The organism is Pantoea sp. SGAir0215 (genome assembly GCF_043543215.1).
In genome coordinates, this window is sequence record NZ_CP028031.1 from 1,113,961 (window position 1) to 1,134,578 (window position 20,618).

Consider the following 20,618-nt stretch of genomic DNA (forward strand, 5'->3'; position numbering starts at 1 on the left):
ATTTTCTTTTTTCACCTGTCTCTGACCGACTAAAGAGTGAGAGGATAGAAATCCCAGAGGTATTGATGGGTGTGAAAACGGGCACTGCTCCGGCAAGGCCAGTCGTTATTACACCGACCCACGCAGATGCGTGGGTTTTTTTTGCCTGAAATCTGGCCTGGTCTTGTCATGATCTGCGTCAGCTTTCTCCGGCGCATCCGCCAATAATCAGTTGTCGATTACCGCTAAATCCTGCATCGTGAGTGGCTGTTTTCACCATGCTAAGGAGCCGGCATGTTATTCACTTTTTTCCGTCTGCTTTTTCGCCTGCTGTGGCGGGTTGAACTGCGGGGCGATACCGCTGAGCTGCGCAAGCAGAAAGTGTTGATTACGCCCAATCACACCTCATTCCTGGATGGCGCGCTACTGGCGCTGTTTCTGCCCGTTAAGCCAGTATTTGCAATCTACTCGTCTATTAGCGAACACTGGTTTTTACGCCTGATAAAACCCTATGCGGATTTCGTGCCGCTCGATCCTATGAAGCCGATGGCGCTGAAGCAGCTGGTGCGGCTCATCGACAGCGGCCGCCCGGTGGTTATTTTCCCCGAAGGCCGCATTACCGTAACCGGATCGCTGATGAAGATTTACAGCGGCGCGGGCTTTGTCGCAGCAAAATCCGGCGCGACCGTGGTGCCGATGCGCATTGAAGGAGCAGAATTTACGCCGTTCGGTCGCCTGGCGGGCGTTTTCAAGCGTCGCCTGTTTCCCCGTATTACCCTGAGCATTTTACCCGGCACCCACATTCCGATGCCCGAGGCGAAGCGCGCCCGCGACCGTCGCGTGCTGGCCGGTGAGCACCTGCACCATATTATGATGGAAGCACGCATGGCGGTGCGACCCAGGGAAACCCTGTATGAGGCTTTTCTGAGTGCCCGTCAGCGCTATGGCGCGTTTAAGCGGTGCATCGAAGACGTGAATTTCAAACCCGACAGCTATACCGGCCTGCTGAAAAAAGCGCTGGGCGTTGGACGCATTCTGGAACGGTACAGCCAGCCTGGCGATTACGTCGGGTTGCTGCTGCCCAACGCCACGGTCACGGCGGCGGCGATCCTGGGCGCATCATTACGTGGGCGCGTGCCCGCCATGCTGAACTACTCTGCGGGCGTAACGGGCCTGCGTGCGGCACTGACTGCGTCACAGGTAAAGACCGTGTTCACGTCGCGGCAGTTCCTGGATAAAGGCAACCTGTGGCATCTGTCGCAGGCGCTGACCGAGGTGCAGTGGATCTATCTGGAAGATCTGAAAGATACCGTCACGTTGAAGGATAAGCTCTGGATACTGGCGCATTTGCTGGCGCCGCGTCAGGCGCAGGTGACGCAACAGCCGGAAGATGCCGCGATGGTGCTGTTTACCTCTGGCTCCGAAGGGCATCCAAAAGGCGTGGTGCATTCTCATAAAAGCCTGCTGGCGAACGTTGAGCAGATTCGCACGGTGGCCGACTTTACGCCACGCGATCGCTTTATGTCAGCGTTGCCGCTGTTCCATGCCTTCGGCTTGACTGTGGGGCTGTTTACGCCGCTGATGACCGGGGCGCAGGTCTTTCTGTATCCCAGTCCGCTGCACTACCGCGTGGTGCCTGAGTTGGTGTACGACCGCAACTGTACCGTGCTGTTTGGCACTTCAACCTTCCTGGGGAATTACGCCCGTTTTGCGCAACCTTATGACTTTGCCCGTCTGCGCTATGTGGTCGCGGGGGCAGAAAAACTGCAGGAGAACACGCGCCAGCTGTACATGGAAAAATACGGCATCCGGATTCTGGAAGGCTATGGCGTCACCGAATGCGCGCCTGTTGTCGCCATCAACGTGCCCATGGCCGCCAAAGCGCACACGGTAGGTCGTATTCTGCCGGGAATGGATTCGCGCCTGATGTCCGTGCCGGGCATTGAACAGGGCGGGCGGCTGCAACTGCGTGGTCCAAATATCATGAAAGGCTACCTGCGGGTGGAGAATCCCGGCGTACTGGAAACCCCGGCTGCGGACAACGGGGAAGGGCAGATGGAAGCGGGCTGGTACGATACCGGCGATATCGTCAGCTTTGATGACGGCGGATTCTGCCAGATCCAGGGCCGGGCGAAGCGCTTTGCCAAAATTGCCGGGGAAATGGTCTCGCTGGAAGTGGTCGAGCAGATCGCCCTGAGCGCGTCGCCGGAGAAACAGCACGCGGCCTCGCTGCGGCCCGACGGTAATCGGGGTGAAGCATTAGTGCTGTTTACTACCGACAGCGCCTTAGCGCGTGAGGATCTGCAAAAGGCGGCCCGGTCGCTGGGTGCCGCGGATCTGGCCGTACCGCGCGATATCCGTGTGGTCAAACAGCTGCCGCTGCTGGGCAGTGGCAAACCTGACTATGTCACCCTGAAGAAAATGGCGGAAGAGGACCAGGCATGATCCCAGAACGTGATGCGCCGTTACTGTCGCGCGGCATGATAGCGGTAATCGTGGCGCAGTTTTTCTCCGCGTTCGGCGATAACGCCCTGCTGTTTGCCACGCTGGCGTTGCTGAAAAACCAGTTCTATCCCGACTGGAGCCAGCCGGTACTGCAGATGCTGTTTGTTGCCACTTATATTCTGCTTGCGCCCTTTGTCGGCCAGATGGCAGACAGCATCGCCAAAGGCCGGGCCATGATGTTTGCCAACAGCCTGAAGTTGCTCGGTGCGATGGTGATCTGCTTCGGTTTTAATCCTTTCCTGGGTTACACCCTTGTGGGAATCGGGGCTGCCGCGTACTCCCCGGCGAAGTACGGCATTCTGGTTGAAATTGCGCATGGCGAAAAGCTGGTTAAAGCCAACGGGCTGATGGAAGCCTCCACCATTGCGGCTATTCTGCTGGGCTCGGTGGCGGGCGGCATCCTGTCGGACTGGCATCTGGTTGCCGCACTGGCCGCCTGTGCTCTGACCTATGCGGTGGCGGTGGTGGCGAACCTGTTTATTCCCAGACTGCGCGCCGCGCGTCCGGGGCAGAGCTGGAATGTGGCGGCCATGCTGGGCCGTTTTCTCCGCGCGACGCGCCTGCTGTGGAACAATGCCGAAACCCGATTCTCTCTGCTCGGTACCAGTCTGTTTTGGGGCGCAGGTGTAACGCTGCGTTTTCTGCTGGTGCTGTGGGTACCCGTGGCGCTGGGCATCAGCGATAACAAAACGCCGACCATGCTGAATGCTATGGTCGCGGTAGGGATTGTGGTAGGCGCGGCACTGGCGGCAAAGCTGGTGACGCTGGAAACCGTGCGCCGCTGTATGCCCGCGGGCGTTCTGATCGGCGTGATGGTGGTAATTTTCGCCCTGCAACATACCCTGCTGAATGCTTACCTGCTGCTGATGATCATCGGCGTGCTGGGCGGTTTCTTTGTTGTACCCCTCAACGCGCTGCTTCAGGAACGCGGTCAACAGAGCGTCGGCGCAGGCAATGCGATTGCAGTGCAGAACCTGATTGAAAACACCGCCATGCTCATCATGTTGGGGCTGTATACGCTGGCTATTCGCGCCGGTGCGCCCGCCGTGGCGACCGGCATTGGCTTTGGTGCATTGTTCGCGCTGGCGATTACCTTCCTGTGGCTGTGGCGTCCGTCCTCCCGCGCCTGATGCAACAACCGCGGGGCGCGCTGTCCCCGCGGTTCCGCTTTTCTCCTTTATGCTGGCCCCGAGGGTATTACGCCTTTTGTTGACGTATCACCAGAAATTTATTATTCAAAAAAATATAGTTTGTTTTGTTATTGTTTTTTTCCGGTTATTTATTTAATTTCGATAAGTTTTTGCAATGAATAATTAATTTAAACTTGAAATCGAATTCAGGTTTAAAAAAATTGAAATAAATTTTTATTTATTATTGCCGATTAATTTCTGGCTTCCTTCGGGAATAGGCTCGGAGGAAAGAAAGGAGCTCGGTTTAATGAATATGACGCAAAGACTTTCTCTGGCTTTTTCGCTTTTAGCAGGTTCGTTGATTATTCTGGGGATCGTAACGCTTTCACTTCTTGCCGGTTTTCAGGCGCGATTTGAATATGTGCAGGTAAACACGATTGATTCGCTCAAGGTATTAAACCGGCTGGTGGATGAAAGTAATCGCCTCTCTGTGGCGTTATATCGTCATCAGACAGAGGATGAGAGCGGCAAGCTGGCCAGTCTCGAAGCGGTTATTCAAAAACGCATTGAGGACATTTCGACACTGACGAAATATTATTTCGATAACGACATTACCAACGATGACGATCGGGTGATGACAGAAAAGTCATTCCGGTTAATCGATGCCGTTAAACAAAATCTTCCGGCATTTCTCACGGCTTCCCGGGCACATCAGAATGAACGCAGCCTGGCGCTGTTAAGTGATGATGAAGGTATTGGCGGCGCCATCACCCAGCTAAAAAACAGTTACCGCGACCAGTTTGAATTTAACAGCAAAATGGGTGAAGCGTTACGCCTGCAAAACCAACATATTTATCGGCTGACCAAATGGGGCATGGCCGCCGGTATTGCCCTGGCGATTACTGGCCTGGGGATGCTGACGATACTGACCATCATGCGCGTCCGCCGCAGCCTGAATGCCATGGGCGGGCTGATGGAACGCGCCAGCAATACGCTTGATCTTTCCCTGAAGGCCGATGACAGCCGCCGTGATGAAGTCGGTATCATGGCACGCTCTTATAATCGTCTGATGACAAGCATTTCGTCCGCTATGCATGCGGTCAGCAGTGCCTCACAGTCCGTCAGCAGTGCGTCGGCACAGATTGCGGCAGGGAATGAGGATTTGTCTGCCCGTACAGAAGAGCAGGCTGCCTCGCTGGAGCAAACGGCTGCCAGCATGACGCAAATCAGCGAAACCGTCAGACAGACCGCCGACAACACGCGTCAGGCGAGCAATCTGGCCGAAAATACGCGTAACCTCTCCGAAACCAGCTCTGCGGCACTCACTACCATGCTGGATACCATGACGTCGATCCGTGACAGCGCGGGCAAGGTGGGCGACATTATCACCCTGATTGAAGGCATTGCGTTTCAGACCAATATTCTGGCGCTGAACGCGGCGGTTGAAGCGGCGCGAGCCGGCGAACACGGGCGCGGCTTTGCGGTCGTGGCAGGGGAAGTGCGCAATTTGTCGCAGCGTTCCACCACCGCCGCCCGTGAAATCAAAACGCTGATTCAGTCGTCGAATGCATTGATTGAATCGGGAACGTCGCAGGCGGATAACGTGAATCAGAATATGGAGACGATGCGCGGTGCGGTCAGTCAGGTTACCGATCTGGTTAACGAAATCGCCGCTGCGGCCACAGAGCAGAGCCAGGGGATCGCGCAGGTGCATCAGGCGGTCAATCAGATGGACGACGTGACCCAGCAGAATGCGGCTCTGGTGGAAGAAGCCTCGGCCGCATCGCTCTCACTACAGGAGCAGGCCGACGGCCTGGCTGCGCTGGTGCGCAGGTTTACGCTCGCGGGCCAGCAGGCGGCTGATGTGACGCCTCAGCGCCAACCTGCAACCGTTGTTGCGCCCAAACCCGTGATGGCTCTGGCGACAGGCGGACAGGATAACTGGCAAAGCTTTTAAGGTTGATCACACCGTGAACGGTCGGCGGTAAGCAGGGCAAATTCCTGGCTTGATGGCAGACCGAAAGCCGCGTGCGCACCCGCGGTGCGCACGCGTTTTATCAGCGACGCAGTGCAATCGCTTCGATTTCAATCTTCACATCTTTTGGCAGACGGGCGACTTCCACGCACGAGCGCGCCGGGAAGTTTGCCTTGTGCTCAGTAAAGAACGCTTCGTAGGTGGCGTTCACGGTCGCAAAGTCATTCAGATCTTTCACGAACACGGTGGTTTTAACGATATCGCCTACCGTCAGTCCCGCCGCTTCCACGATTGCCTTCACGTTTTCCAGCGACTGACGTGCCTGCGCAGACACATCATCGGCGACCTCACCGGTGGCCGGGTTCACAGGAATCTGACCCGAGGTGATGATCATGTTGCCGAGATCAACGCCCTGTACGTAAGGGCCAATGGCCGCAGGGGCTTTTTCCGTACTGATTTCACGAGACATCATTTCTCCTTAAAGTAAGGCCGGGGCAGCAACGATGCCGCCCGCAACAGAACGCGTTCCATTATAGGCGCGCCCGGGACGATTAAAAGTGGCCCAGCACGACATGGCGGGCGAACTCTTTCTCACAGTATTTGCACTTCAGGTGCACCTCATCGGCGCGGTGCTTGACGGCGAAGCTGGAGAACACCGGCTCGCTGCGGCTGATGCAGTTGCTGTTCGGGCAGGTAAGCACCCGATCGATGTGATCCGGCAGCGTCGGGGCGATCTTGGCCACCACTTCATAGTCGTCGATGCGATTGACCGTCGCATGCGGTGCATAGAACGCCAGCTGATTGATCTGATCGTCGGTCAGGTAAGTGTTTTCGATCTTGATCAGGTCCTTACGGCCCATTTCACCTGACGGCAGGTTCAGACCAATAGTGATGCGCTGGTCAGTTTCGGTCAGGCGAAACAGCGACAGGAGCTTAAAGCCCACCTGCGCCGGGATATGATCGATAACCGTGCCGTTTTTGATGGCTTCGACCTGCAGTTTGTTATCGTGGCTCATTGTTCACTCCTTACAGGGCGATGTCGCTGTTCAGTACCAGCGCCAGCAGGGCCTGGCGCGCATAAATACCGTTACCTGCCTGCTGGAAATACCAGGCGTACGGCGTGGTGTCCACGTCAGGGGTAATTTCATCAATACGGGGCAGCGGATGCAGCACTTTCATGTTATCGCGGGCTCCGGCCAGATCGGCTGCCCGTAAAATAAACTGGGCTTTGACGTTGGCATATTCTGAGGGATCGAGCCGCTCTTTTTGCACGCGGGTCATATAGAGAATATCCAGCTCAGGCATCACCTCTTCAAAGCTGTCATGGCGCGACCAGGCAATATTCTGCTCGTCCAGCATATCGGTGATATAGGCAGGCATTGCCAGCGCATCCGGCGCGATAAAGAAGAAGCGGTTGCCGTCGAACTTGGCCAGCGCCTGGGTCAGCGAGTGAACGGTACGGCCATATTTGAGATCGCCCACCATGGCCACGTTCAGATTGCTGAGACGACCCTGGGTTTCGTGGAGAGTAAACAGGTCCAGCAGCGTTTGTGTTGGGTGCTGATTCGCGCCGTCGCCCGCGTTCAGAATGGGAATGCCGTTGGAGAACTCCGTGGCCAGTCGGGCTGCCCCTTCCTGCGGATGACGCATCACAATCGCGTCCACATAGGTGCTGATGACGGAAATGGTATCCGCCAGGGTTTCCCCCTTCTTGCCCAGCGAGGTGTTACTGCCATCGGCAAAGCCGACGACGGAGGCACCCAGGCGATGAATGGCGGTTTCAAACGACAGCCGGGTGCGGGTGGAGGCTTCAAAGAAGCAACTGGCGATCACATTGTGTTTCAGCAGTTCCGGCTGAGGGTTGGCTTTGAGCCGGGCGGCGGTATGCAGCACCAGCTCCAGCTCGTCGCGGCTGAGATCGTTAATTGAAATGATGTGCTTGCGATATAGCGGGTTAGCCATAGCTCTCTCCTCTGCGCGGCCGGATTGCGGACAAAAAAAAGCCCCTTAGAAAGGGGCTTTTTTGAGATCGGTTCGATGACGGAAAGAAACAGCGGTGCCGCCTGCGGTCAGGCGAGATAGCGCGTCACATTGTCCACGATGCTGTTGCATGTTTCCTCCGGCAAATTGTGGCGCATTATACGCCATCGCGGGTTGGCATCAAGGAAAAATAGCGTAACAGGTAAACGTTTGCGTCTTTCTGATTAGCGCTGTCCCAGCGTGGCGACCATTACCGCTTTGATGGTGTGCATCCGGTTTTCAGCCTGGTCAAACACGATGCTGTGTGCCGACTCAAAGACCTCATTGCTGACTTCCATGCCGTCTTTAAGGCCATACTGTTCTGCCATCTGGCGGCCCAGCGTGGTCTGATCGTCATGGAAAGCCGGTAAGCAGTGCAGGAATTTCACCGCCGGATTGCCGGTCAGCGCCAGCATCGCACGGTTCACCTGATAGTCGCGCAGCAGGGCAATCCGTTCTTCCCACACCGCTTTGGCTTCGCCCATGGAAACCCAGACGTCGGTATAGATAAAGTCGGCACCTTTTACGCCCTCGGCAATATCCGCCGTCAGGGTGATTTTACCGCCGGTCTTTTCGGCGACCTGACGGCATTCTGCGACCAGCCCGGCTTCCGGCCAGCAGCTTTGCGGCGCAACCATGCGCAGATCCAGCCCGACCAGCGCGGCGGCTTCCAGCATGCTGTTGCCCATGTTATTGCGGGCATCGCCAACGTATACCAGCGTCATCTTATTCAGCGGTGTAGCGGGCAGATGCTCCTGCATGGTCAGCAGGTCAGCCAGCAACTGGGTAGGGTGAAACTCGGTGGTCAGGCCGTTCCAGACCGGCACGCCCGCGTGCTCGGCCAGCGTTTCCACCAGTGCCTGACCGTAACCCCGATACTGAATGCCATCATACATGCGGCCCAGCACGCGCGCGGTGTCTTTCATCGACTCTTTATGGCCGATCTGGCTGCCGCTCGGGCCAAGATACGTGACGTTAGCTCCCTGATCGTAGGCGGCAACTTCGAAAGAGCATCGGGTACGGGTCGAGTCTTTTTCGAAGATGAGCGCGATGTTTTTGCCTTTCAGGTATTGGGTTTCGCTGGCGGTTTTTTTGGCGTGTTTTAATTCGGCAGACAGGGCAAGCAGGTAATCGATCTCGGCCGGGGTAAAATCCAGCAGCCTGAGAAAATGACGGTGATACAACTGACTCATACAGCACTCCGGTACGGGTTTCGTAATGAATTAAAATTCAATTTAACCGTATGAATATGCATTTTCAACCCTGGCGAGAATAATCTTTTCGGTTTTGTGTAGTGGCGCGACAGGCAGTATGGGAAAATAATGACTTATTGCCGAACTCAGAGAGGATATCGCCATGGCATTTGAAGCATTGTTGGAAGAGCAGCGTGAAGAGACGCGGCTGATCATCGAAGAACTGTTAGAGGATGGCAGCGATCCCGATGCGCTCTATACCATTGAGCACCATCTCTCCTGTAACAACTTTGACTCGCTGGAAAAAGCGGCGGTGGACGCGTTTAAGCTGGGCTATGAAGTCACCGAGCCGGAAGAGCTGGAGCTGGAAGACGGCACCACCGTCATGTGCGTGGACATTCTCAGCGAAGGCGCGTTGAAAGCGGAGCTGATCGACGCGCAGGTAGAGCAGCTGGTGAATCTGGTGGCAAAATATAACGTCGACTACGACGGCTGGGGCACCTACTTTGAAGATCCGAATGCCCAGGATGACGATGAAGACGATGGCGATGTCATCGACGAAGACGATAACGGCATTCGCCACTAATCTGACGAGGGCGGAGTCTGCTCCGCCTTTTCTGTTTTCCGGCCCTGTCTGACATTCATGAATTACGCACCCTTACTTGAACCGATACAGCAATTTTTACACTGCCGCACGCCGCAGGCCTGGATTGATGAAGCGCGCAAACCTGAAAATCTCACACTGCTCCTGACCGACCATCTGGTGTGTGAACTGAAAGCCGCACAGACCGCCGTCTGGCTGATTCGCAAATATGTCGCCGACAAGCCAAGTGGAGACCGGATTCTGGCGTGGCTGCGGCCTTACGAGAATTTTATCTTTCGCGAAGACGGCGACAGCGATTTTATCAACGCCCATAAAAATCTGACTAAAACGATCATCGTACGCAATGCGCTGCCGTGGGCGGATGATCTGGTAGAGAAAATGGTGCTGCTGATTAAAGAAGAGCTGCATCACTTTTACCAGGTGTGGGAAATTATGCAGTCGCGCGGTCTGGTGTACGAGAAAATCACCTCAAGTCGTTACGCCAAAGGGCTGTTGCGCGAAGTGACCACGCACGAACCCGATACGCTGGTGGATAAGCTGATTTGCGGTGCCTATATCGAAGCGCGCTCCTGCGAACGGTTTGCCAGCCTGGCGCCTTTCCTGGACAGTGAACTCGAGAAGTTTTATATCTCGCTGCTGCGTTCTGAAGCCCGCCATTACCAAGATTACCTGGCGCTGGCGGCACAGATATCACCCAAAGACATTACGGCGCGCGTACGGGCGATTGGTGAAGCGGAGGCCAGGCTGATTAGTGAGCCGGACACGGAGCTGCGCTTTCACAGCGGCGTCCCGGCTTTTTGACGGCGTTACAGCGTTTTCAGCATCCTGAACTCGCAGTCGCCATGGCCGGTGCAGCCCAGCGCATGGTCGATACGCGCAAAGCCCAGCGATTCATAAAGCTTAATGGCGCGCGTCAGGCTGCCGGTGGTTTCCAGATAGCAACGACGAAAGCCCCGCTGGCGCGCATGATCCATGGCTAACAGCGCCAGTTCGCGCGCCACGCCGAAGCCGCGAATAGCGGGCAGGAAATACATCTTTTGCAGTTCACAAATATCCGGCGCGCTGCAGGCGAGCGGGGCAATGCCGCCGCCGCCCATCACCTTCCCCTGATGTTCCACCACCCAGTAAGCGCTGTGTTCAGCGCTGTACAGCTCAAACAACTGGTCCAGATTAGGATCGGCAACGGTGTAGCCTTTATCCGCCGTCAGGCCAAATTCCGCAGAGACGTCGCGGATGACCCGGGCGATATGGGGATTGTCGGCGGCAGTAATGGGCCGCAGCTGAATATCGGCAGTGGTTCTCATCAGGATTCCGGTACAAAGTCAGCGCAATAAAAAAGCCGGGCAAAGCCCGGCTTCAGGTTCAAGCTATCGGACTACGACGCATTACAATGCCGCAATCACCGCCTGCTGTTCAATCAGTTTTGCTTTGGACTGTTCCATGTCGGCAACGCGTTCACGCTCTTTGGCGACGACCGCTTCCGGGGCACGGGACACAAAGCCTTCGTTGGCCAGCTTGGTCTGAATCTTCTCGATTTCAACATCGAGTTTCACCAGCTCTTTCGCCAGACGTTCCAGCTCGGCGGCTTTATCCACCAGATCCGCCATCGGGATCAGGAGCTCGGCGCCTTCAACAATTTTGGTCACCGAAACCGGCCCTTTCTCGCCCGCAGGCAGAATGGTCAGGCTTTCCAGACGCGCCAGGCGCGACAGGAAGTTACGGTTGGCCTCAACGCGGCGCTGGGCCGCCGGCGAGCAGTCACGCAGCAGCACATCCAGCAGCTTGCTCGGCGCGATGTTCATCTCCGCACGGATGTTACGCACCGCGACGATCGCCTGCTTCATCCACTCAATGTCGGCTTTGGCGTCGGCATCTTCTTTCGCCGCATCAAACTGCGGGAACGGCTGCAGCATGATGGTGTCATCGCTGATATTTTTCAGGCCTTTCACGCGCTGCCAGATGGTTTCCGTGATGAACGGAATGATCGGATGCGCCAGGCGCAGCAGCGCTTCCAGTACATGAACCAGCGTATGGCGCGTACCGCGCAGTTCTGCTTCGCTGCCGCTGTTCATCACCGGCTTGGTCAGCTCCAGGTACCAGTCACAGAACTGGTTCCAGGTGAAGTCATACAGAATGTTGGCGGCGATATCGAAGCGATAGCTGTCCAGGGCTTCACGGTAAGCTTTCACCGTATGGTTGAACTCGGTCAGAATCCAGCGATCGGCCAGCGACAGCGTCATCTCGCCACCGTTCTGACCACAATCCTGATCTTCGGTGTTCATCAGCACAAAGCGGCTGGCGTTCCACAGCTTATTACAGAAGTTGCGATAACCTTCCAGGCGCTTCATGTCCCAGTTGATATCACGACCGGTTGATGCCAGCGCGGCCAGCGTAAAGCGCAGCGCATCGGTACCGGATGGCTCAATACCGTTCGGGAACTGTTTCTCGGTGCGCTTACGGATTTTCTCGGCCAGCTGCGGCTGCATCATGTTACCGGTGCGTTTTTCCAGCAGATCTTCCAGCGAAATGCCGTCAACCATATCCAGCGGGTCAATCACGTTGCCCTTGGATTTGGACATCTTCTGGCCTTCTTCGTCGCGGATCAAACCGGTCATATAGACGGTTTTAAACGGCACCTGCGGTTTGCCGTTTTCATCTTTGATGAAGTGCATGGTCAGCATGATCATGCGGGCAATCCAGAAGAAGATAATGTCAAAGCCACTGACCAGCACGCTGGTCGGGTGGAAGGTCCGCAGGGCCTCGGTGTTTTCCGGCCATCCCAGCGTTGAGAACGTCCACAGACCTGAGGAGAACCAGGTATCCAGTACGTCGTCGTCCTGGCGCAGCGCCACATCGGCGGCCAGGTTGTTTTCGCTGCGCACTTCGTCTTCGGTGCGACCAACGTATACGTTGCCGTCGTTATCGTACCAGGCCGGAATGCGGTGGCCCCACCACAACTGACGGGAAATACACCAGTCCTGAATGTCACGCATCCAGGAGAAGTACATGTTCTCGTACTGTTTTGGTACAAACTGAATATCGCCGTTCTCAACGGCTTCAACGGCCACTTTTGCCAGCGGTGCCGTGCGGACGTACCACTGGTCGGTCAGCATCGGCTCGATGACCACACCGCCGCGGTCGCCGTAAGGAACGGTCAGATCGTGTGGTTTGATCTCTTCCAGCAGGCCCAGTTCGTCCACCGCGGCCACGATGGCTTTACGCGCCGCAAACCGTTCCATCTTCTGGAACGCAGCCGGGATCGCGTCACTGTAGACGGTGCTGGCTTCGCCGTTGGTATCGTAAACCTGCGCGCTTTCACGGATATCCCCGTCAAAGGTCAGGATGTTGATCATCGGCAGCTTATGACGACGGCCCACTTCATAGTCGTTGAAGTCGTGCGCCGGGGTGATTTTCACGCAGCCGGTGCCTTTTTCCATGTCCGCGTGCTCGTCACCCACGATCGGGATCAGGCGATCAACCAGCGGCAGCATGACAAACTTGCCGATCAGATCTTTATAACGCGGATCGTCCGGGTTCACGGCCACGCCGGTATCGCCCAGCAGTGTTTCCGGACGCGTGGTGGCGACAACCAGATAATCTTTCCCGTCGGCGGTTTTGGCGCCGTTGGCCAGCGGATAGCGGATGTGCCACATGGAGCCTTTGCTCTCACGGTTTTCCACTTCCAGGTCAGAGATCGCGGTGCGCAGTTTCGGATCCCAGTTCACCAGACGCTTGCCGCGGTAAATCAGGTTCTCTTTGTACAGGCGCACAAACACTTCTTTTACGGCATTGGACAAGCCTTCATCCATGGTGAAGCGTTCACGCTCCCAGTCCACAGAGTTGCCCAGGCGGCGCATCTGGCGGGTAATGGTGCCGCCGGATTCGGCTTTCCACTGCCAGATTTTGTCGATAAAGGCATCACGACCGTAATCCTGACGGGTTTTGCCTTCTTCTGCGGCGATCTTACGCTCAACCACCATCTGCGTGGCGATGCCCGCATGGTCGGTACCGGCCTGCCACAGGGTATTTTTGCCCTGCATGCGCTGGTAGCGAATCATGGTATCCATGATGGTTTGCTGGAAGGCGTGACCCATGTGCAAGCTACCGGTGACGTTCGGCGGCGGGATCATGATGCAAAAGCTTTCCTGGCTGGTGTCGCCATTCGGTTTGAAGTAGCCCTGCTTTTCCCAGTGCTCGTAAAGCGGCTGCTCGATATCTTGCGGGTTATATGTCTTATCCATTTCTGCTATGTCGTTTGCGGCTGTGGTGGCGTTGCCGTATTCAATTGGAAGCCAACGCTGCGATAGGCTTTATAGCGATCGCGCGCTAACTGTTTGAGCGATTCTTCATAAGGAACGAAGTCTATCACTTCATGGAAAGCAGTAGCAAAATCTGCAAACTGCGGCAGCAGGCTGATCAGCAGGTCGCGCGGTGAATTGCCCCGACGCTGCGGCCAGGCCAGCTCGACCGGTGCGCCGTAGCGCGGGCCTTCGCCAGCCAGGTTATGTGGCACAAAGGCATTGGCAGGGCGCTGCCAGAGCGCCTCATCCAGCCGAATGGCTTGCTGCTCATCTTCACAGGCGATGAGCACTCGCTTACCGGCCCGCCAGCGTGTTTCCGCCAGATCGCACACCAGCGCTTCCACAGCGGTTAAGCCGTCGCGGGATGCATCGGTTTCCAGCACGTAGAAGGTTGCGTTTTTCATCGAATTGCCTGCTAAAAGAAAAGCGGGGCGACATGGCGTCCACCCCGGTTGGTTCGGTTGCCCGGGCGTTTAGTCGTCGCCGTTCAGACCTGCACGGTTCAGCAGGAACTGTGACAGCATCGGCACCGGACGGCCGGTGGCCCCTTTGGCCTTGCCGGAGCGCCACGCAGTGCCGGCGATGTCCAGGTGCGCCCAGTTATATTTGCGCGCAAAACGCGCCAGGAAGCAAGCGGCGGTAATCGCGCCGCCCGGACGGCCACCGATGTTGGCCATATCGGCAAAATTGGATTCCAGCTGTTCCTGGTACTCATCGGCCATCGGCAGGCGCCAGGCGCGGTCGCCCGACTGTTCTGACGCGCTGATTAGCTCATGGGCCAGCGGGTTGTGGTTCGACAGCAGGCCGCTGACGTGATGGCCCAGCGCGATCACGCAGGCGCCGGTCAGCGTCGCCACGTCGATGACCACTTCCGGATCAAAACGCTCGACGTAGGTCAGGGCATCGCACAGCACCAGGCGACCTTCGGCATCGGTATTCAGCACTTCAACGGTCTGGCCAGACATGGTGGTCAGCACATCGCCCGGGCGCATGGATTTGCCGTCCGGCATGTTTTCACAGCCGACCAGTACGCCCACTACGTTCAGCGGCAGGTTCAGCTCGGCGACCATGCGCATCACGCCATAAACGGATGCCGCACCGCACATGTCGTACTTCATTTCATCCATGCTGTCCGCAGGCTTAATAGAAATACCGCCGGAGTCGAAGGTCAGCCCTTTACCGACCAGCACGATGGGGCGTGCATCGGTATCCGGGTTGCCTTTGTACTCAATCACCGACATCAGGGATTCATTGTGCGAACCGGCCCCGACGGCAAGATAGGCGTTCATGCCCAGCTCTTTCATTTGCTGCTCGCCAATCACGCGGGTTGAGATGTGTTTACTGTAGGCATCCGCCAGCTGACGCGCCTGAGAAGCCAGGTAAGCCGGATTACAGATATTTGGCGGCATGTTGCCCAGATCTTTGGCCGCTTTCACGCCCGCCGCAACGGCCAGGCCGTGCTGAATCGCCCGTTCTCCGCTGGTTAACTCACGGCGGGTCGGCACGTTAAACACCAGCTTGCGCAAAGGACGGCGCGGTTCGGCTTTGTTGCTCTTCAACTGGTCGAAGTTATACAGCGCCTCTTTAGAGGTTTCGACAGCCTGACGCACTTTCCAGTAGGTGTTGCGCCCTTTGACGTGCAGTTCGGTCAGGAAGCACACGGCTTCCATCGAGCCGGTGTCATTCAGCGTGTTAATGGTTTTCTGAATCACCTGCTTATACTGACGCTCATCCAGCTCGCGCTCCTTGCCGCAGCCAATCAGCAAAATACGTTCTGACAGGATATTCGGCACATGATGCAGCAGCAGCGTCTGACCCACTTTACCTTCCAGCTCACCGCGGCGCAGCAGGGCGCTGATATAGCCATCGCTGATTTTATCCAGCTGCTCGGCAATCGGTGACAGACGGCGCGGTTCGAAAACACCAACTACAATGCATGCACTGCGCTGTTTTTCCGGACTACCGCTTTTTACACTGAACTCCATGCACTCTCCTGAATCTTAAAGACAACAGCCGTAGCTGCCGCTAGAATGTAGCGCATTCATGACTCATTTATTAATCGGTGCAACATGCTAGCATGCTGTCGACGGTCGTAATGAATCAGGGTGACAACGTGTTGTTTTTTCACCACCCACATGCAATTCGTATACATTTTTAGCGCTGGCTTCGGCCATTTATGAAGAAAAATGGCTAATAAGCGTTGAAATTAGCGATTTTCCTGCAAAAAGACAAGTTTTCACAGGCGTATTAAGCGTGATCATTATTAGATATCTGGTTCGGGAAACGCTCAAAAGCCAGCTGGCTATCCTGTTTATCCTGTTGTTGATCTTCTTCTGCCAGAAGTTGGTCAGGATTTTAGGGGCTGCGGTGGATGGCGAAGTGCCGACAAACCTTGTTCTGACGCTGTTAGGACTCGGTGTGCCTGAAATGGCGCAACTTATTCTGCCCCTTAGCCTGTTTCTGGCGATTTTAATGACGCTGGGAAGGCTGTATACGGAAAGTGAAATCACCGTGATGCACGCCTGCGGGCTGAGCAAAGCGGTGCTGGTCAAAGCGGCGATGATTCTGATGCTGTTCACGTCGATTGTGGCCGCGATTAACGTCATCTGGCTCGGCCCCTGGTCGTCACGTTATCAGGATCAGGTTACGCAAAACGCCAAGGCCAACCCCGGCGCAGCGGCCATGGCGGCCGGGCAGTTCCAGACCTCTAGCGACGGCAATAATGTGCTGTTCGTGGAAGACGTAAAAGGCAACCATTTCGGCCATGTCTTCCTGGCGCAGCTACGGCCAAAAGGCAATGCCCGCCCGTCCGTCGTGCTGGCCGACAGCGGCCATATGCAACAGGAAAAAGACGGTTCGCAGATCGTCACCCTGGATAAAGGTACTCGCTTTGAGGGCACAGCGTTGTTACGTGATTTCCGCATTACGGATTTCACCAACTACCAGGCCTATATAGGCTATAAGCAGGCGACGCTGGATCCTAACGATGTGGATCAGGCTCCCCTGAGCACGCTCTACGCCAACAACACGCCGGAATTTAAGGCCGAGTTTCACTGGCGTCTGACGCTGGTGTTCTCTGTGCTGGTGATGGCCCTGATGGTGGTACCACTCAGCGTGGTCAATCCACGTCAGGGGCGCGTACTGTCCATGCTGCCCGCCATGCTGCTGTACCTGATTTTCTTCCTGCTGCAGAGTTCGTTGCGTTCAAGTGGAGCCAAAGGCCGCCTGGATCCGGCCATCTGGATGTGGGTGGTTAACCTGAGCTACCTGGCGTTAGCGATTGTGCTCAACCTGTGGGATACGGTGCCTGCGCGCCGGATTCGCGCGCGCTTTTCACGCGGAGGATCGGTCTGATGTTTCGCGTTCTTGATCGCTACATTGGTAAAACCATCTTTAATACCATTCTGCTCACGCTGTTTATGCTGGTCTCGCTGTCCGGCATCATCAAGTTCGTCGATCAGTTGCGTAAGACCGGCCAGGGTGCATACAGCGCGCTGGATGCGGGCTATTACACCTTGCTGAGCGTACCAAAAGATATCGAAATCTTCTTCCCGATGGCCGCCCTGTTAGGCGCATTGCTGGGACTGGGAACGTTGGCGCAGCGCAGTGAGCTGGTCGTGATGCAGGCGGCGGGTTTTACCCGCATGCAGGTGGCGCTGTCGGTGATGAAAACGGCGATTCCGCTGGTCCTGTTGACCATGGCTATCGGCGAGTTCGTTGCCCCGCAGGGCGAGCAGATGGCGCGTAATTTCCGCGCGCAGCAGCTCTACGGCGGCGCGCTGGTTTCAACACAAAACGGCCTGTGGGCAAAAGACGGCAACAGCTTTATCTACATTGAGCGCATTAAAGGCGACGATGAGATCGATGGCGTCAGTATTTATAACTTCAACGACGCGCGCCGCTTAGAGAATGTTCGCTACGCGGCCTCGGCCAAATGGGATAAAGACAAAAAGCTGTGGGTGCTGTCGCAGGTGGATGAATCGAACCTCACCGATCCCAAACAAATTACCGGCTCACAAAGCCTGGGCGGCGAATGGAAAACAAATCTGACGCCTGACAAGCTGGGCGTGGTGGCGCTGGATCCGGATGCGCTCTCGATTACCGGCCTTTACGATTACAGTAAATACCTGAAGCAGAGCGGCCAGGAATCCGGTCGTTACCGCCTGAACATGTGGAGCAAGATCTTCCAGCCGCTGTCGGTTGCGGTGATGATGCTGATGGCGCTGTCGTTTATCTTCGGCCCCCTGCGCAGCGTTTCAATGGGCGTTCGCGTGGTGACCGGCATCAGCTTCGGCTTTCTGTTCTATGTGCTGGACCAGATTTTCGGCCCGCTCAGCCTGGTTTACGGCCTGCCGCCGATTTTCGGCGCGATACTGCCAAGTTTCGTCTTCTTTGCCATCAGTCTGTTTATGCTGGTAAAACGGCGCTAATCGCCTGCCGTGAAAAAGGCCGCCTTTCGGGCGGCCTTTTTGTTTGCAGCTACTACGCATCATTCAGTCATCCAATAGCCTGATGCATTCTCCAGGCACCCAGCCGCACTCGCCCGATGCGCGTTCAGCCCAGTACCAGTCGTTCAGCGATGTCGTTACGCTCACCCGCTCACCGGGACTGACCGTCAGTTCCTGCGCACTGTAGGTTTGCCGACAGATAACCTGATTTGGACTACGTAGCGAAAAGTATTGCTGAGGTGCCCAGCCTGCTTTTCCACCGGGCAAAATTATCCACAGCCAGCCTCGCCATGCCAGATCACAGTGGCTGACCACCGCAACGTCGCCTGCCTCCACGAAAAGGGGATCGGGATACGCAGACACATAACGCTTTATCACGCATGCTCGCCGTCTCATCATGTTCTCTCTGGCCTGAAACACCGCAATCATTATAGAGGGGAAATCCCTGATCGCTTTTACGTCGATATCAGGCCGTGTCGGCGCAGCGTAAAGGCGGAAAGGTTTGAAGTGAAAAAGCCCGCCGTGCAGGAAAAGATTAAGCCTCAGGAAAACGGGGCTGACACCGCTCCGCGCATGCATCATCTCTTCATCACGTCATCCAGTCGTGAATCAACGCACCATACAGCACCTCCGCTTCCGCTAACCGGCTCAGCAGACAGTATTCATCGGTCTGGTGCGCCATCGACGGCTCGCCGGGGCCGAGGATAATACAGGGCGGATTGCCCAGCGCGGGCAGCAGCAAGGACGCATCGGTGAAGTAGGGCACAATGCGCGGTGTCAGCGGGGCATCATGTAACGGCTGGCAGTGCTGATAAACCGACTGAATCCAGGCCTGATTGTCTTCGCTCAGCACCGCGGGCAGATCCACCAGCGTGGTCACCGTTACGCTGTCGCCCAGTAACGTCGTGAGCTGCTGACGAATGGTGGCGTGCTGCAGATTGGGGGCGCTGCGGATATCCACGTCAAACTGCGTGTGATCGGGCACGGAGTTAATGTTCAGGCCGCCCACGATGCGGCCGACGTTGAGGGTCGGCTGCTTCATCAGCGGATGCGGCGCGCCGGGTGAGAAATGCTGAATTTTGCCCAGCGCGTCCGCCGCCAGATAAATGGCATTGATACCCAGCTCCGGCATCGCGCCGTGGGCCGTTTTGCCCCGGGTTTCACAGCGCAGCCAGAGTGCGCCTTTATGGCCGATAACCGGATAGTTGGCGGTGGGCTCGCCGACGATCAACGCGCCCACTTCGGGCAGGTCAGCGCTGTCGATCAGCGCCCGCGCACCATCGCAGCCTGTTTCTTCGCCGCCGGTAATTAACATCACCACGCCGGAACCCTGTCGAATCGCCTGCTGGTGCGTAACGCAGGCGACGGCAAAGGCCGCAACGGCGGCCTTCATATCACTCGAACCGCGCCCATACAGTTTATCCCCGACGATTTCACCGAACGGATCGTGCTGCCAGTCGGCATTGCCGAGCGGAACCGTATCCAGATGGCCGGTAAATCCCAGTTGCGGTCCGAGCTGGCTGCCAGGCAGGCTGGCAATCAGGTTCAGGCGGTTTTCGCCGAAGGTGGACAGGGTGACGTCAAAGCTCCGTTCCGCCAGCCAGTCCGCCAGAAAGTGCATGCAGGCTGCTTCGTTGCCCGGCGGATTAATGGTGTCAAAGCGCAACAGCTGCTGCGCCAGTGTCTGGCTCTCGCTCATCAGCCGCGCACCGTTAACCAGTCCAGGCAGTTGATCCACAGCTGGCGATAACCCGGCCACTGAGCAAATTCCTGCGGCAGCCAGTGGGCAGACATATCGCTGGTCCAGACCAGCGAGCGGCCCTGTTGATATTCGCGCACCGCCAGCAACGGATGTGACGTTCCGGCAATGGTCGCCAGCAGTTTACCTTCCGGGTGCATTTCCACTTCGTTATAGCCCAGTAACCATGGCCAGTCGCCCGGCATATCGGTAAACAGCGCGTGAGATTCGGTCACGCTGGGATAGGCCCCTTCGGGCGTTTCGATGCGGTCATCCCAGGCCAGGCAGCGCACCGGCAGCACCTTCTCGACCGCCGTGTTGCGATAGCGCGCGCCGCCGTTGATGCCCTGAAAACTAAAGTAGCCGCCAATCATCATCAGCGCGCCGCCCGCCGCCACGTAGTCGTGGATCAGCGTCAGGCGGTTTGCCGTGCGCTGGCTCTTCAGCCAGGTATCCGGGTGCAGCAGCAACGTATTGGCGCCGATGTCGGACAGAATAATCGCATCCCACTGCTGAAGCCCGGCAGGCGTCAGCGGAAACTCGGTCGCGGCGGCATGAGCGGGCATGTAGGTAATGGCATAATCACTGTCGGCCAGCGCCGCCATAAAGTCGGTTGCGCCATTGTGCCAGGTGGCGGTGGCAAACTGATCGAAGCCTTTGACGTGAACGGATGTGCTGGTCCAGGATTCCCCGACCAGTAAAATTTTCTTCTGCATTACGCTTCTC

At 56.7% G+C, this 20,618-nt stretch carries 18 protein-coding genes; 7 read left to right on the forward strand and 11 right to left on the reverse strand.

All coding sequences use genetic code 11. The annotated features are described in order from the left end of the window. The first annotated feature begins 273 nt into the window (after positions 1–273). The 3 genes from aas to C1N64_RS05280 all read left to right on the forward strand — a co-directional run bounded on the left by aas (position 274) and on the right by C1N64_RS05280 (position 5,571). Positions 274–2,424 carry a bifunctional acyl-ACP--phospholipid O-acyltransferase/long-chain-fatty-acid--ACP ligase gene (aas, locus tag C1N64_RS05270; RefSeq protein ID WP_367143356.1) on the forward strand — a complete coding sequence of 717 codons (2,151 nt, stop codon included), beginning with the start codon at positions 274–276 and terminating at the stop codon, positions 2,422–2,424. Then, positions 2,421–3,614, forward strand: a complete 1,194-nt coding sequence (lplT, locus tag C1N64_RS05275; protein ID WP_205957201.1) for a lysophospholipid transporter LplT — start codon at positions 2,421–2,423, stop codon at positions 3,612–3,614. Before aas ends, lplT begins: the two co-directional genes overlap by 4 nt. Positions 3,615–3,921: 307 nt before the next feature. Beyond that, a complete protein-coding gene (locus tag C1N64_RS05280; protein WP_394515302.1) occupies positions 3,922–5,571 on the forward strand; it encodes a methyl-accepting chemotaxis protein in 1,650 nt (549 codons plus the stop codon). Between the two features lie 100 nt (positions 5,572–5,671). Here C1N64_RS05280 and ridA read toward each other — a convergent pair whose 3' ends face one another. From ridA to argF, 4 genes are all read right to left on the reverse strand, one after another. Further along, complete coding sequence (gene ridA, locus C1N64_RS05285) at positions 5,672–6,058, reverse strand: 2-iminobutanoate/2-iminopropanoate deaminase (RefSeq protein ID WP_006121790.1); 387 nt, start codon at positions 6,056–6,058, stop codon at positions 5,672–5,674. 82 nt (positions 6,059–6,140) lie between these two features. Continuing rightward, positions 6,141–6,605, reverse strand: coding sequence for an aspartate carbamoyltransferase regulatory subunit (pyrI, locus tag C1N64_RS05290; protein WP_054634587.1), 465 nt, complete (start codon positions 6,603–6,605; stop codon positions 6,141–6,143). Positions 6,606–6,615: 10 nt separating this feature from the next. Beyond that, complete coding sequence (gene pyrB, locus C1N64_RS05295; protein WP_394515303.1) at positions 6,616–7,551, reverse strand: aspartate carbamoyltransferase; 936 nt, start codon at positions 7,549–7,551, stop codon at positions 6,616–6,618. Positions 7,552–7,793: 242 nt separating this feature from the next. Continuing rightward, positions 7,794–8,801, reverse strand: a complete 1,008-nt coding sequence (gene argF / locus C1N64_RS05300) for an ornithine carbamoyltransferase (protein ID WP_006121794.1) — start codon at positions 8,799–8,801, stop codon at positions 7,794–7,796. Between the two features lie 163 nt (positions 8,802–8,964). Here argF and rraB point away from each other — a divergent pair, with 163 nt between their 5' ends. Beyond that, positions 8,965–9,387, forward strand: a complete 423-nt coding sequence (rraB, locus tag C1N64_RS05305; RefSeq protein WP_006121795.1) for a ribonuclease E inhibitor RraB — start codon at positions 8,965–8,967, stop codon at positions 9,385–9,387. Between the two features lie 57 nt (positions 9,388–9,444). After that, positions 9,445–10,206: a tRNA isopentenyl-2-thiomethyl-A-37 hydroxylase MiaE gene (locus C1N64_RS05310; protein WP_033739224.1), complete on the forward strand. Its 762-nt coding sequence runs from the start codon at positions 9,445–9,447 to the stop codon at positions 10,204–10,206. Positions 10,207–10,211: 5 nt separating this feature from the next. Here the strand turns inward: C1N64_RS05310 and C1N64_RS05315 are convergent, their stop codons facing one another. The 4 genes from C1N64_RS05315 to pepA all read right to left on the reverse strand — a co-directional run bounded on the left by C1N64_RS05315 (position 10,212) and on the right by pepA (position 15,691). Beyond that, positions 10,212–10,709 carry a GNAT family N-acetyltransferase gene (locus tag C1N64_RS05315; protein WP_052133190.1) on the reverse strand — a complete coding sequence of 166 codons (498 nt, stop codon included), beginning with the start codon at positions 10,707–10,709 and terminating at the stop codon, positions 10,212–10,214. Between the two features lie 81 nt (positions 10,710–10,790). Next, positions 10,791–13,646, reverse strand: coding sequence for a valine--tRNA ligase (locus tag C1N64_RS05320; RefSeq protein WP_367143354.1), 2,856 nt, complete (start codon positions 13,644–13,646; stop codon positions 10,791–10,793). A gap of 5 nt (positions 13,647–13,651) precedes the next feature. Then, complete coding sequence (locus C1N64_RS05325) at positions 13,652–14,110, reverse strand: DNA polymerase III subunit chi (RefSeq protein ID WP_033739228.1); 459 nt, start codon at positions 14,108–14,110, stop codon at positions 13,652–13,654. Between the two features lie 69 nt (positions 14,111–14,179). Further along, positions 14,180–15,691: a leucyl aminopeptidase gene (gene pepA / locus C1N64_RS05330; RefSeq protein WP_033739229.1), complete on the reverse strand. Its 1,512-nt coding sequence runs from the start codon at positions 15,689–15,691 to the stop codon at positions 14,180–14,182. 268 nt (positions 15,692–15,959) lie between these two features. Here pepA and lptF point away from each other — a divergent pair, with 268 nt between their 5' ends. Both lptF and lptG read left to right on the forward strand, forming a co-directional pair. Further along, on the forward strand, positions 15,960–17,060 hold the full coding sequence (lptF, locus tag C1N64_RS05335) for an LPS export ABC transporter permease LptF (protein WP_054688223.1): 1,101 nt from the start codon (positions 15,960–15,962) through the stop codon (positions 17,058–17,060). Continuing rightward, positions 17,060–18,136 carry an LPS export ABC transporter permease LptG gene (gene lptG, locus C1N64_RS05340; RefSeq protein ID WP_033739231.1) on the forward strand — a complete coding sequence of 359 codons (1,077 nt, stop codon included), beginning with the start codon at positions 17,060–17,062 and terminating at the stop codon, positions 18,134–18,136. Before lptF ends, lptG begins: the two co-directional genes overlap by 1 nt. Before the next feature lie 63 nt (positions 18,137–18,199). Here the strand turns inward: lptG and C1N64_RS05345 are convergent, their stop codons facing one another. The 3 genes from C1N64_RS05345 to C1N64_RS05355 form a co-directional block, all read right to left on the reverse strand. After that, positions 18,200–18,532 (reverse strand): SH3 domain-containing protein, encoded by a 333-nt coding sequence (locus C1N64_RS05345; RefSeq protein ID WP_241492924.1) that lies wholly within the window; start codon positions 18,530–18,532, stop codon positions 18,200–18,202. Between the two features lie 211 nt (positions 18,533–18,743). Continuing rightward, the gene (locus tag C1N64_RS05350) at positions 18,744–19,853 is read right to left on the reverse strand and encodes a M20 family metallopeptidase (protein ID WP_394515494.1); all 1,110 of its coding nucleotides are present in this window, start codon (positions 19,851–19,853) and stop codon (positions 18,744–18,746) included. Then, on the reverse strand, positions 19,853–20,608 hold the full coding sequence (locus C1N64_RS05355) for a glutamine amidotransferase (RefSeq protein ID WP_033739233.1): 756 nt from the start codon (positions 20,606–20,608) through the stop codon (positions 19,853–19,855). Before C1N64_RS05355 ends, C1N64_RS05350 begins: the two co-directional genes overlap by 1 nt. Positions 20,609–20,618 lie beyond the last annotated feature (10 nt).